Origin of the sequence: Rhodococcus sp. NPDC057135, assembly GCF_042670865.1 — a bacterium.
Lineage (GTDB): Bacteria > Actinomycetota > Actinomycetes > Mycobacteriales > Mycobacteriaceae > Rhodococcus_F.
The window spans coordinates 1-12,554 of the sequence record NZ_JBHUUU010000012.1; the positions used below are offsets into that span (position 1 = coordinate 1).

General features: G+C 62.2%; 16 protein-coding genes and 1 riboswitch. Of the genes, 8 read left to right on the top strand and 8 right to left on the bottom strand.

The window, feature by feature from the left end; genetic code table 11:
* Positions 1–172: 172 nt before the first annotated feature.
* Positions 173–388 carry a BldC family transcriptional regulator gene (locus tag ACFT1A_RS21735; protein WP_317551308.1) on the bottom strand — a complete coding sequence of 72 codons (216 nt, stop codon included), beginning with the start codon at positions 386–388 and terminating at the stop codon, positions 173–175.
* A gap of 111 nt (positions 389–499) precedes the next feature.
* Between ACFT1A_RS21735 and ACFT1A_RS21740 the strand changes: the two genes are divergently transcribed.
* Entirely contained in the window at positions 500–907 is a 408-nt protein-coding gene (locus ACFT1A_RS21740) for a RidA family protein (protein WP_378448715.1), read from the top strand.
* 38 nt (positions 908–945) lie between these two features.
* On the opposite strand, the gene ACFT1A_RS21745 is transcribed toward ACFT1A_RS21740, so the two are convergent.
* The 5 genes from ACFT1A_RS21745 to ACFT1A_RS21765 all read right to left on the bottom strand — a co-directional run bounded on the left by ACFT1A_RS21745 (position 946) and on the right by ACFT1A_RS21765 (position 4,183).
* The gene (locus ACFT1A_RS21745) at positions 946–1,215 is read right to left on the bottom strand and encodes a DUF4235 domain-containing protein (protein WP_209448388.1); all 270 of its coding nucleotides are present in this window, start codon (positions 1,213–1,215) and stop codon (positions 946–948) included.
* 410 nt (positions 1,216–1,625) lie between these two features.
* On the bottom strand, positions 1,626–2,783 hold the full coding sequence (locus tag ACFT1A_RS21750) for an AI-2E family transporter (protein WP_378448716.1): 1,158 nt from the start codon (positions 2,781–2,783) through the stop codon (positions 1,626–1,628).
* A gap of 64 nt (positions 2,784–2,847) precedes the next feature.
* Positions 2,848–3,324 carry a hypothetical protein gene (locus ACFT1A_RS21755; protein ID WP_378448717.1) on the bottom strand — a complete coding sequence of 159 codons (477 nt, stop codon included), beginning with the start codon at positions 3,322–3,324 and terminating at the stop codon, positions 2,848–2,850.
* A 137-nt stretch (positions 3,325–3,461) separates the two neighbouring features.
* Positions 3,462–3,617: a DUF6131 family protein gene (locus ACFT1A_RS21760; RefSeq protein ID WP_003945564.1), complete on the bottom strand. Its 156-nt coding sequence runs from the start codon at positions 3,615–3,617 to the stop codon at positions 3,462–3,464.
* 164 nt (positions 3,618–3,781) lie between these two features.
* The gene (locus tag ACFT1A_RS21765; protein WP_378448718.1) at positions 3,782–4,183 is read right to left on the bottom strand and encodes a nuclear transport factor 2 family protein; all 402 of its coding nucleotides are present in this window, start codon (positions 4,181–4,183) and stop codon (positions 3,782–3,784) included.
* Positions 4,184–4,287: 104 nt separating this feature from the next.
* Here ACFT1A_RS21765 and ACFT1A_RS21770 point away from each other — a divergent pair, with 104 nt between their 5' ends.
* Positions 4,288–5,643: a DUF1254 domain-containing protein gene (locus ACFT1A_RS21770; RefSeq protein ID WP_378448719.1), complete on the top strand. Its 1,356-nt coding sequence runs from the start codon at positions 4,288–4,290 to the stop codon at positions 5,641–5,643.
* 52 nt (positions 5,644–5,695) lie between these two features.
* Here ACFT1A_RS21770 and ACFT1A_RS21775 read toward each other — a convergent pair whose 3' ends face one another.
* Positions 5,696–6,487, bottom strand: a complete 792-nt coding sequence (locus ACFT1A_RS21775; protein ID WP_378448720.1) for an SDR family NAD(P)-dependent oxidoreductase — start codon at positions 6,485–6,487, stop codon at positions 5,696–5,698.
* A 166-nt stretch (positions 6,488–6,653) separates the two neighbouring features.
* Positions 6,654–6,812 carry a hypothetical protein gene (locus tag ACFT1A_RS21780; RefSeq protein ID WP_230815084.1) on the bottom strand — a complete coding sequence of 53 codons (159 nt, stop codon included), beginning with the start codon at positions 6,810–6,812 and terminating at the stop codon, positions 6,654–6,656.
* Positions 6,813–6,968: 156 nt separating this feature from the next.
* Between ACFT1A_RS21780 and ACFT1A_RS21785 the strand changes: the two genes are divergently transcribed.
* The 6 genes from ACFT1A_RS21785 (at position 6,969) to ACFT1A_RS21810 (ending at position 12,553) form a co-directional block, all read left to right on the top strand.
* The gene (locus ACFT1A_RS21785) at positions 6,969–7,826 is read left to right on the top strand and encodes a siderophore-interacting protein (RefSeq protein WP_378448721.1); all 858 of its coding nucleotides are present in this window, start codon (positions 6,969–6,971) and stop codon (positions 7,824–7,826) included.
* A gap of 40 nt (positions 7,827–7,866) precedes the next feature.
* Positions 7,867–8,048, top strand: a riboswitch (cobalamin riboswitch).
* 57 nt (positions 8,049–8,105) lie between these two features.
* On the top strand, positions 8,106–9,101 hold the full coding sequence (locus ACFT1A_RS21790) for an ABC transporter substrate-binding protein (RefSeq protein WP_378448722.1): 996 nt from the start codon (positions 8,106–8,108) through the stop codon (positions 9,099–9,101).
* Complete coding sequence (locus ACFT1A_RS21795) at positions 9,102–9,854, top strand: class I SAM-dependent methyltransferase (RefSeq protein ID WP_378448723.1); 753 nt, start codon at positions 9,102–9,104, stop codon at positions 9,852–9,854.
* Complete coding sequence (locus tag ACFT1A_RS21800) at positions 9,851–10,891, top strand: FecCD family ABC transporter permease (protein WP_378448724.1); 1,041 nt, start codon at positions 9,851–9,853, stop codon at positions 10,889–10,891. The genes ACFT1A_RS21795 and ACFT1A_RS21800 overlap by 4 nt, the downstream gene beginning before the upstream one ends.
* On the top strand, positions 10,888–11,661 hold the full coding sequence (locus ACFT1A_RS21805; RefSeq protein WP_378448725.1) for an ABC transporter ATP-binding protein: 774 nt from the start codon (positions 10,888–10,890) through the stop codon (positions 11,659–11,661). Before ACFT1A_RS21800 ends, ACFT1A_RS21805 begins: the two co-directional genes overlap by 4 nt.
* A gap of 25 nt (positions 11,662–11,686) precedes the next feature.
* Positions 11,687–12,553, top strand: a complete 867-nt coding sequence (locus ACFT1A_RS21810; RefSeq protein ID WP_378448726.1) for a hypothetical protein — start codon at positions 11,687–11,689, stop codon at positions 12,551–12,553.
* Position 12,554: the final 1 nt, after the last annotated feature.

Below are 12,554 nucleotides of genomic sequence, written 5' to 3' on the forward strand. Positions count from 1 at the left end.
CCTCGAACTGCAACGCCGCGGCGGCGGCATCGGCGCAGCCGCACTCTGCGGCGGCGGCGGACAAGGCGACGCACTCATCGTCCGCGTCCCCAAGGTGTAATCAGTTTCTGCTGACCAGACAGGTCGCCGAGCCCTCATCGTGCTCGGCGACCTGTCTGCTTCACGCCGGAGGTTACGTCGGGTCGAGTGTCGTCAAGCGGTTGCGCAACAACTTCTCGATCTCCGACCGTCGGTATCTCCGATGTCCGCCAAGCGTTCTCAGAGTTCCGACTTTGCCCTCCCTCGCCCATCTGGATACCGTGGTCCGGTCGACGTGGAACAGTGCCGCAACCTGTTTGGTCGTCAGCCACTCATCGACCGGTGCTGTGTGTTCTTCTTCTCGGCTCATTGACAGACATTCGTAGCCGCAGTCCGAATGGACGGGTCCGATGACGAATTGGCTACCCCAGGTGCGCTGTGAAAGACTCGCTGCAAACCTTTACTATTCCTTGGGGAAACTATGCCGAAGTCGGTAACTCTGATCCGTTCCACATCACTCTCTTCAGTCGCTGAATATGCCTATGCTGCAACGGCTCCCGCCGAGGCCCGACTGATCTTTCTCGCAGGATCCTGCCCGTTGAACGAGGACGGCTCCACCGCCGCCGTCGGCGACTACGCGGGACAGGCAGCCAAGGCCGTCGACAACCTCAGAACCGCCCTCTCGGACGCCGGCGCGTCCATCACCGATGTGATCAACACCCGCGTCCTGGTGGCGTCGAGCAGTCAAGCCGATCTCGTTGCGGCGTGGGAGGTAGTCCGCGACGCGTTCGGTGATCACGACGCCCCGAGCACTCTGATGGGTGTGACCGTTCTCGGTTACGACGATCAGTTGGTCGAGATCGAGGCAATCGCGGCCGTCGTCGACTGAACTCGAACCTGGCTGGACGTTCCTACCGAGGATCTTCCCTACCGGGGATCTTCGTGAGCCAGGGCCCGGTAGCCCTTTGCTCCCGCACGATCCACGGCGGCTCGCACAACAGCGAAGATGGCGCCCTGCAGGGCAGCGGCGATCAGGACTTCCCTACTCGACCTGCTCAAGTCCTTGGGCTCGGGCGCATTCTTGTCGTCACCGATGCGCTTCCACACCTGTTGGAAAACTGCACCCGCCAAAATGCCGCCCAGGACGCTCGTGGCCAGCGAGAGTGGCTTGTACATCGCTTTCGATACTGCGCTCATTGCGCGGATCCTCCGTCGTTCGACACGTACCGCCTGAGCGGCTGACCGACTCTCACTACCCCGCAGGCGAGTTGTCGAAACATCGCAGCGGGGAGACGCGAAGTCGACTGTCGCACGTTATGTTCCACGGGTGTACCACTTCTCGAGCCGGGTAAGATCGTCTTAGCGAAAGAAGGTTGTGTAAGTCATGGAAAACTACAGAATCGAACTACCGGACGGTACAACGGTGATGGAAGATTTCGTCTCGGATCGCGCCGCGATCGCATACGCGGTCGATTTGAATCACGGTTGCAGCGAAAAAGTGTCGGTATTCCGTATCACCGACGAAGGGGAAACGATCCCGACTCGGATGTGCCCCAAGCCGAATCCTGGTTCGCGGCGTCACGCGCGAGCTGTCCGATAGAAGCCAGTCAAGAAGCGTCGAGCCGAGGGAAGAGAGTTTCCCTTGCGAGCAGCAGCAAGGCCGCAGCGACCGGAATTGCCAGCAACGCACCGACAATACCGAGCAACGCTCCGCCCAACAGAACCGCGACGACAGTCACCAGTGCCGGGACCGCCACCGTCTTCCCGATGATCTTCGGGACGAGAAGGTAGTCCTCGAGCAGGCGTAGTGCGACGAAGAACGCAACAGTCGCCAATGCCGTTGGGACAGAGACTGTCAGGGAGACCAGGGCGACGATAACCCCTGCGATCGTGGAACCGACTATCGGGATCAAATCGAGCAGAGCGACCAGCAGCGCCAAGATCAACGGATACGGCACGTCGAAGATCACCAACCAGGCGAAGGTGCATCCTGCGGTGATCACAGAGATCAGAACATTGCCGAGGACATACCCGCCCACACCTGCCAGTATCTGGTCACCGATGGCGATTGCTCGCGGCCGGCGCGAATGTGGCACCAGCCGATACAGATTCGTGCGGATTCGTGGATAGTCGATCAAGAAGTACGTCGTCAGTACAGCAACGATTCCGGCGTCGGCGACTGCGCTGAACACCGCCCGCCCCGCACCGAGCAAACCCGTCGCGAGTGCAGAACCCGAACCATCCAGTTGTGTGGTGAGGTGCTGCTCGAGGTGATACTTCTCGTCGAGGTCGCTCACGATCGGATACCGGTCACGAATGTGTGTCAGGAGTTCGGGAGCGTGCGATGCGAACTGGCGTCCCTGCTCGACCAGCGGAGTGATCGCAGCAACGAGGAACAGAGCCAACATCACGGCAATTCCGAGGAGCACCACGGTGACCGCGATCCAGCGTCGGAAATTTCTCCGCTCCAGCCAGACGATCACCGGTTCGATGCCCACCGCGAGAAACAGTGCGACCACGATCAGGATCAACATGCCCCGCGCCGCAAGCAGCACCTCGATCACCGCGTACGTCACGGCAACTCCGGCCGCGGCGCTCAGTCCGATGAAGAACGGTGAACGACGATCGAATCTCGGTCCGGGTTCGCCCAGCGGCCGGACGGGCGTCGCCAACGCTGCGGCTTCACGTTCGGCTTCCGCCATCGGATCTATCGGTTGAACTTCGCTTTCGGAATCCGGTGATGTGTCCGCGGAACTGGGATCCATCCAAGCCACCTCACGATCCGCGCGACTTCCCGGCTCGAGGGTGAGTACCCGTGCCGCAGTCGGATCAACCTCGAGGCTTCTCCGCTCCGCTTCGTGTCAGCGCGAGCCCGGTTCCCACAACACCGATGATCGACACGGCGATGGCGATGCTCGGCCAACCGTCGCTCTGCCAGTAGACGTCGTCGAGAGTGATCAGTAGTGCGGCTTCGTCGACGATGAGTCCGAGCGCAATGCCCAGCGCGATGCCCATCCAGGTTCTTGCGCGAGGACTTCGGTCGACGAGTCCGAAGATCGCTACTCCCGCCAACAGGAGAATTCCCCACAGGTAGTGATGCAGATGAGTGCCACCGGCGCTGATGTCGCCGACATCTCTGGTATCGATCTGGATCAACCAGGTCACCAGACGTGCTCCGCCGAACGTCAGCGTGAAGGCCACCCACGCCAGCACCAAACCGCGGCGCGATTCGTCAATTTGATTCCATCTGCGAGGGAATCTGAATCTCTCTGCAGATTTCTCTTCGTCCTGATCTCGAGAAAGCATCCTTCATGTTTACCCGACGCCATTCAGAGTCAGGTTTCGGGGTGGATGCACCGACACGTAAATCGAGAACGAAAAAAGCGGTACTCGATCTCCGAAGAGATCGGGTACCGCTTTCTCAGCTACTCGCGCAGTATCGATCAATACCAGACTTTTCGTCCGCCCACTGCACGCCCCGTAGCACCGAGGATAGACAGAACTGCACCTACGACGACCAAGATGATGCCGACAGTGGTCAGAATGCTCAACCCCGTGAAAAAGCCGATCAACGCCAGAATAATGCCGAGAACAATCATGTGAGAACCTCATCCGGTATGCGTATAAAAATGATCTACTCAACTGACGCTACTACAGAAACTTCGCAATCGATAAATCCGATAAATACATTCAAAAATTCGAAACTCGTATTACTACCCAATAGTGTCGCTGTTAAAACATCAGCCTTTCTTTTACTTCTCCGTCACGGTTCCACATCCTCTGTCTTCGCCTCGACCGCCGGCGTGATGTGGCTCAATACGCAGCGCCAACGACCGTCTCGTCGCGCGAACACGTCGGTGGTCCACTCGTCGGCGTCGTACTGCCTGCCGTCGTAGTGCGCAGTATTGGTGATCCGCGTGGTGAACAGTGCAACGTCACCGAAGAAACGCACGCGAGCGCTCCCGACGCGGTCCATCGCCGAATGCGTCAGGTCACCCGAGGCCACGAAGCCCAGAAACTCCGCTTTGGTCGACACCCCGGATTCCGAGACGATTACCCAGTCGTCCGCCATGAAGTCGCCGATCCGTTCGGCGTCGTTCGAGCACATCGCGACATTCCACTCGTCTGCGACAGCGATCAACGCCGCAATCTCCTGATCCGACATGTCTTCTCCCTGTCGTCGGGGCGTCACCCCTGGCGGGTGATGCCCCGACGACAGGGTTCCCGCAAGGTGGACTTCGAACCGACGTGAACGACGAGAGGGCAGAGATGACCGACACCAGCCGCACCGAGCTTGCAGCTCAGGCGTATATCTACGGATTTCCCCTCGTTTTCAATCTCGACCAGGTCCATCGGTACGTTCACGACGGTGTCGGAGCGAACCCCACCGCACCTTTCAACACCTTCAGCCACGCCCGCACACTCGCCGGCCCGGCAGACACTTTTGTCACGATCAACAACGACACCGTGTATTCCATGGCGCAGATCGATCTCTCAGTCGGCCCCGTTGCTATGCACGTCCCCGATACCGATGGCCGTTACTACGTCCTCCAGTTCGTCGATGCCTGGACAAACAATTTCGCCTACGTCGGGCACCGTGCCACCGGTACGAAGAGCGGAGACTTCCTTCTCGTCCCACCCACCTGGACGGGAACCCCGGCGGCCCAGACCACGGTGATCAGATTTCCCACGAACGTTGCGTCCATCGTGGGCCGGTGGGCATGCGGTGGCGACGACGACCTCCCCGCGGTGCACGCCTTGCAGGACGCCACCACCCTGACCGTCGTCGACTCCACCGGGACCCCGGCCGGTCTCCCAGTCCCCGACGCCGGGGTAAGCCAGGACCTCCTGTTCCTCGAGAAACTCCGCATCTGGTCACAGGCCTTTCCGCCGGCCCCGCGCGATCGAGAACTCCAGGAATCGTTCTCGCCGATCGGCATCAACGAGCCCGGTGCTTCTCCCTATACCTCACACTCTGCCGGCTCGCTCTCTGCCGACGAGGCGGCCGCGTTGGCTGACGGATTGACGATCGGCGAGAAGAACCTGCTCGAGGCCCTCACGAAAGGCTCCAGCCCCGAAGTCAACGGATGGAAGCTCACATTCCACGCCTTCGACTACAACCTCGACTACTTCGAGGTCGGCACAATCGACGATCCACAATTCAAGATCGCCGATCCCAGGTTGCGCATCGTCGAACGCGCCGCGGCGGCCAAGGGCGGGCTGTGGGGCAACCACCCTTACGAAGCGGCGTACATCATGACCTACATCGACGATCAGGGCGAGCAGTTGAACGGAACGCGTACCTACACAATCAAACTCGACCCCACTCCGCCGGTGGGCGCCTTCTGGTCGCTGACGATGTACTCGGTGCCGGACTTCTTCCTCGTGGCGAACCCCGTAGACCGATACTCGATCGGCGACCGCACTCCAGGAATCGTCCACGACGCCGACGGTGCGTTGACGATCACGATCAGCCACGAGGAGCCGAAAGATCCCACGGCGAAGGCGAACTGGCTGCCGGCCCCGCGCGGGGATTTCCGACCGGTACTGAGAATGTACGAACCGTCGCCCGCCGTGCTCGATCAGTCCTACGTCGTCCCCGCCATCACTCGCTCGCGAGAATGACGGCTCGCGTCTGACGGCCTGCCTGGGGGTAGGCCGTCAGACGGACTCAGAATCAGGCGTGTGTGCCGCCGTCGACACGGATCTCCGTGCCCGTGATGAAGGCACCATCGTCGGATGCCAGCATCGCGATAACTCCCGCAACACTTTCCGGCCCCGCCATGGGGGCACCACCGGACTCCAGATCAGTGCTCAGAATCGGTGACAACTTGCCGAAGAGCGACCAGTCGGTGTCTTCCGGCAAGTACGACGCCGTGGTGTCGGTGATCCCGCTCTTCACACTGCCTGGAGCCACCGCGACGGCACGCAGACCCTGCTTGCCGTATTCGAGAGCCAGTGCGTGAGTGAAGGACTGGATTCCTCCCTTACTTGCGGCATACGCGGCCATGTACGGGTGCGCGAAGGCCGCGGAGGTGGAACTGAAATTCACCACGACTGCGTTGCCGGTGGCAAGGAGAGCCGGCAGTGCCTGACGAGTGACGAGGAAAGTGCCCGTCAAGTTCACGGAGAGCACCTGATTCCACAGGTCCAGCGAGGTCTCGTGGGTGTGCCCACCACGCAGTATCCCGGCGGCGTTGACCAGTACGTCCAATCCCCCGAGAGTCGAAATCGCCTGACCCACAACCTCGATGACGGAACTCTCGTCACCGATATCGACGACGAGGGTGTCGAGGCGATCCTCCGTCGAAGCATGTTCTGCCGATTTCCGGGTGTTCGCCAAACCCTGCTCGGAGATGTCGGCAGCGACCACTCGGCCACCTTCGGCGAGCAACCGCAGCGCGGTGGCCTGCCCGATTCCAGATCCTGCGCCGGTGACGAGAATACGACGACCTTCGAAACGATTCATTGCTGTGTACCTTTCACGAAAACGAGTTGGCTGGTAATCCAGGCTCGGTGGCGCCGACACTCACAACTCACCCGCGAGAGACTTCAGGTACGGGAAATGCGCAGCACTGCAACAGGTGTGGCACTGCAAATTCTCAGCGAGGCAATGCCCGCCGAAGTGGCGAATGTCAGACGGATCCGGCCGGTGCGGCCAAGGCTCTTTCGATCCAGACGAGACCAGAGGGGCGGCGGTCGATCGCCTTACGCCCCCGTCGGAATGTCGCTACGCCGAATCGGGCCGTGCGCAGTGCACGGCCGGAAGCGAGAGAAGAGCGGCGTATGGACATCACAAGCACGGTAGCAGCGCGAGCACAGGTCGCTCAAACGGGTTGTTCGCGGAGCGTGTCCTTTGAGGTAAGCAGATGTCGCTTCCGGACAACTCCAATTACTTAGGCAGCACTAACCTGATGGCACCTCGACAATCCGATCCAGGAGCGCAACCGATGACACATGCAGACGCCACGAGTACAACAACTTCCCCGACGACCGTCCTACGCACCGCCGACCACAATCGCGGACTCAACGACGTTCTCGCGATCGTCGAGGCAATGGAGCGACCGAGCGACCATCTGCTGCGGATCACTGCTCGCTTGAGCGAGTCGACCGACGATCCGACCTGGTCACGCCCGAATGTGACCGTACGCATGAATCTCGGGCCGGCCTTCGACGACGCTTCGCGCGTGTACACGGTGCGTTCCTACGATTCAGCGAGCGGATCGATCGTCATCGACGTGGTCCTGCACGGACAGACCAGTCCGATGATGAGATGGGCGGCGGCGTTGACCGTCGGCGACACCTTCGGCCTCACCGGTCCGCGGCCACACTTCTTGATCCCTGATGTTCCCGGTCGACGTATCGCACTCTTTCTGGACGGCACCGCAATACCTGCGTTGCACTCGATCATCGAGCAGTTGCCTACCGACGTCCCCGGAATCGGCTGGGTCACAACAGATGACGAGGTCGCCTTCGCTGAACTACCTACCCTCCCCTGCCTGGAACTTCACCGCGTCAGCGTCGATCTCGCCGAGCCCGACGGCCCACTGACGACGCGGGCGCGCGAGCTCACCGATCCCGAGAGCTACGTCGTGTGGGGCGCCGGTGAACGCAGTGAGATGCGCGCAATCCGGAAGCACTTTCGCTCGGCCGTCGGACTCGACAAGGACGAGGTTGCGATATTCGGGTACTGGAAGCAGGGCATCAGCAACACCGAGATCGACCTCCGTCGACGCGAGAACTACGAGCGCATCCTCGCCGACGGTGGAACCCTGACCGACATCGACGACCTGGCCATTGAGATCTGATCGCCTACACCGGCCGACCTGACCGGCAGTGCACTGCGGTGATAAGTTCCTCTGTGCCAGCAGACCTCCACACAGGGGGTCAGGGAATCCGGTGTGAATCCGGAACTGACGCGCAGCGGTGAGGGTGACCGCCCGGGCTTACGCCACTGGATGAGAATCTGGGAAGGCGCTCGGGTGGGGCGATCTCGAGTCCGAATACCGGCTGGCAGCAGGGGTCAACAGGCGCCTGTTCACACGGTAACGGGCTCCGCGTACGAGCCCCTGCGAGAACGAGATTCCATGCGTCTGTCCAGACTTCGCCTACCCGCCGCTGCCGTTGCAGCCCTGTTGGGCGCATCGTTGGTTGCCTGTTCCTCCGACGGCAGTTCTGCCGAACAATCCAGCGCCTCAGTCCAGAACTGTGGCCGAGACGTCACGGTGGAGCGACCGATCGAACGGGCGATCGCGGTAAATCAGCCTGCTGCCGAAATGCTGTTCGCGCTGGGAGTGCAGGACCGGATGGCCGGCTACGCCATGAGCGATGACGACGTCCTCCCCGAGCTGCGCGAGGCGCGTGGTCAGGTGAAGGCCTTCGACACCGAGTTCCCGTCATTCGAGAGTGTCCTCGAACGCGAACCCGACATGGTCTACACGACCTTCAACTACACGTTCACCTCGGAAGGCATCGCCGACCGAACCAAATTCACCGACCTCGGGGTCGCGACGTATCAGTCGCCCAGCGAGTGCACCGGTCAAGATGCCGAGCAGAGCAAGGCCCTCACGCTCGACGACCTCTACGCCGAAATCGGCGACGTGGCAACACTGTTCGACGTCAAAGACAAAGGTTCCGAACTGACCGCGAGCCTGAAGGATCGCGCGGCCACCGCCACGGCGTCACTGGGAGCCGAAAAGGTGACGCTGGCGTGGTGGTACGCCGCCACGAAGACTCCGTACTTCGCCGGATGTTGCGGCGCACCGGGAATCATGACCGACGCGGTGGGTGCGAAAAACGCCTTCGACGACAACAAACAGTACTGGCCCGAAATCGGTTGGGAGAGTGTGCTCGATCGAGACCCCACCGTGCTGGTGCTCGCTGATCTCGACCGCGGCGGAGACGGTGACAGTGCCGCAGACAAGATCGCGTTCCTCGAATCGGACCCGGTCGCCAGCAAGCTCACCGCCGTGAAGAACAAGCGTTACATCATCCTCGAAGGCACGACGATGGATCCCTCGATCCGCAATGTCGGTGGCATCGAACAGCTCTCCGACGGGCTGCGCCAGTTGGGTGTGGTCTAGATGTCCGCGGAGATCAGAGAACTGGTGTGTCAGTGGGACGATCAGCAAGCGGCATACATCGCGGATCGCGAGAAGCGCTTCGACGTGATTCTCGACGTTCTCGAATTGCAGTACGCGCACACCCCGTTCACGGTCGTCGACCTCGCCTGCGGGCCGGGTTCACTGAGCGCCCGGGTCCTCGAGAAGTTCGAGCACGCCGGCGTTGTGGGAATCGATTACGACCCGATGCTGCTGGAAGTCGCCCGTCAGTCGTCGACTCGTTTCGGTGACCGACTGCAGCTGATCGACGCAGACCTCGCGGGCGCCGATTGGCCGACTGCGGTCACTGCGCCGGTTCAGGCGATCGTGTCGACGACCGCGCTGCACTGGTTGCAACCGCAGCAGCTCGTCGAGGTGTACCGGCAGTGCCGCGAACTGCTGAGCCCTGACGGTGTCCTGCTCAACGGTGATCACTTTCGCTTCGACGGCCGCTCCCCCGCCATAGGGCGATGGGCGAAAGCTCACGACGAGCAGACGCAACGCTCCGCTTTTGCGGCCGGTGCTCCCGAGTGGGACAGCTGGTGGGACGGGTTGCGGGCCACTCCCGGCATCGGGGCACTGACCGACGAGCGTGAGCGCAGATTCGCCGGACGCGACGCCACCGCGCCCACTGCCGTCGACTTCCAGTTGGCGGCGCTCGCGCAGGCGGGTTTTCGGGAGTCGGGAACGGTCTGGCAACTGTTCGACGACTACGTGGTCTACGGCGTGAGATGACGACAAGAGTTCGGCTGCGTGACAACCCGAAATCCGTCACCCTGTTGTGGGTGATCGGTGTTGTCGCGCTGGCCGGGTCGGCCGCCGTGGCGATCACGTTGGGGCCGGCCGGTCTGTCGGTCGGCGAGGTGGCCTCGATCGTCGTCGGCCATCTCGGCGGTACCGCGGCGGACGTCACCCCTATCCGCGACGGAATCGTGTGGGATCTCCGTCTGCCGCGTACTCTGCTCGCCGCGCTCTGCGGTGCCGGCCTCGGGTTGTGCGGAGCGATCATGCAGTCTCTGCTTCGCAATCCACTGGCCGATCCCTTTGTCCTCGGAATCTCGTCCGGCGCCTCGACCGGCGCCGTTTTGATCGTGATCCTCGGAGTGGGGTCAGGGGTGGTCGGATTGTCGAGCGGCGCCTTCATCGGCGCGGTGATCTCCTTCGCGCTGGTGCTGCTGCTCGCCCATGCGGCCGGCGGCACACCGGATCGGGTGATCCTGGCCGGTGTCGCCGCGACCCAACTGTTCTCCGCGCTCACCTCGTTCATCGTCATCACCTCGGCCGATCCAGAGCAGACCCGCGGTGTGATGTTCTGGCTCCTGGGCTCGCTCGGCGGCGCCGATTGGCTCGACGTCGTGCTCTGCGCAGCGGTGGTGGCAATCGGCCTCGTGGTCTGTCTGACTCACTCCCGTGCACTCGACGCGTTTGCCTTCGGTGAGGACGCGGCGTCGTCGCTGGGAGTGAATGTGTGGCGGGTACGGCTGACCTTGTTGCTGGCAACAGCTTTGATGACCGCAGTGATCGTGAGCGTCGCAGGCGCCATCGGCTTTGTTGGCCTCGTCCTCCCGCACGCGGCGCGCGCTCTCGTCGGTCCGAGCCACCGGCGACTGCTGCCCGCGTCCGCACTGATCGGCTCGATCTTCCTGGTCTGGGTCGACGCCGTGGCACGCACAGCCATTGCGCCGCAGGAACTCCCGGCCGGTGTGGTGACCGCACTGGTCGGTGTGCCCGCGTTTGCCGTCATCCTCTGGAGACGGAAGGCCAGGCCTTGACACTCGAAGCAACCGGTATCAGCTGGCGCGCCGGCGGGGCGCTCATCGTCGATGACCTCGATGTCTCCCCCACCACCGGTAGTACGGTGGGGCTTCTCGGCCCAAACGGCTCGGGAAAGTCGACGCTGCTGAAACTTCTTGCCGGGCAGAATCGCCCGACGTCCGGAGTAGTGACCCTGGACCGAACTCCGTTGTCCGACTGGAAACGGCGCGACGTCGCACGCCGGATCGCCACCGTCGACCAGCACAGCAACACCGAGATCGATCTGACTGTTGCCGAGGTCGTCGAACTCGGACGCACACCGCACCGCGGACTGTGGGGCGGGCAGTCCGATTCCGATCGCGACGCCGTCCGCGCAGCGATCGAACACACCGACCTCGCCGGCATGCTGGACCGGTCGTGGCACACCCTGTCCGGAGGGGAGCGACAGCGCGTCCAGATCGCGCGCGCCCTCGCTCAGGAACCGCACGAGTTGCTACTCGACGAACCGACCAATCACCTGGACATCAACCACCAACTCGAATTGCTCGCGCTCGTGCGACGCCTGCCCACCACCACGATCATGGCGTTGCACGATCTGAATCTGGCCGCCATGTTCTGCGATTCGATCGTGATGCTGAACCGGGGATCCATCGTTGCCCACGGAAGCCCGACCGAGGTCCTCACCGCCGACCTGATCGCCGAGGTCTATCAGGTCGACGCCGAAGTGCGCCTGGATGGTCCCGGAGGCGTACCCACCGTGCGATACCTTCCGCCTTGCCACATGTAACCGTTCCGAGTGCGAATATGGATACGTGACCCTCGATGATGTCGCCGACGAGCTGTACGGCCTCGACCCTGGCGAGTTCGTCGAGGCGCGTACACATCATGTGAAGGCTGCCCGCGAGGGCAACGACCGCACATTGGCGGCGGAGATCGGAAAACTTCGGAAGCCGACCACCGTGGGCTGGTTGGTCAATCTCATTTCGCGCGATCTACCGGAAGATCTGGATGCACTTCTGGCGCTTGGCGAATCGCTACGCGATGCCCAGCGCCATCTGTCTGGCCCGGACCTGCGCCGACTGACGACACAGAGGCAGCAAGTGGTGCGGAGTCTCGCCCACAAATCCGGTGAGATTGCCGCTTCCCGTGGAAAAAGCGTCGGCGAGGATTTGTTGCGTGATGTCGCGCAGACCCTCAATGCCGCCCTGGCCGACGAGGAGACTGCCGCGCAGGTTCGACTCGGACGGGTCGTGACCGCTGCGAGTTACAGCGGTTTCGGGCCGGCGGGCCTTGCTGTCGTGGCGGAGGATTCTGCACAAGACCCCCCTGCGATCCACACCGAAGAACACGCTCCGGCCACGTCCACCACTCCGGATCGCAAGGCCGAACAAGCCAAGGCGAAAGCAGAATTGAAGGAAGCCAGGGCAGGCGTCGAGAAGATCCGACGAAGGGCCAAGGCCGAGTCCGCCCAGTTCGAGGATGCCAGGTCAAAGCTGTCCGACCTCGACCGTCGCATCGAAGAACTCCGCGCCGATCTCGAACACGCAGAACAAGAACGACAGTTCGCCAAGAACGCCGAGAAGGCTGCCCGCGTCGCGGTTCGAGAGTCCGAGGAGGAACTTCGCGAGGCCGAGTGGCGGGTCGACGAAGCAGAAGAGGCCCTCGACGAGATGGAATGAG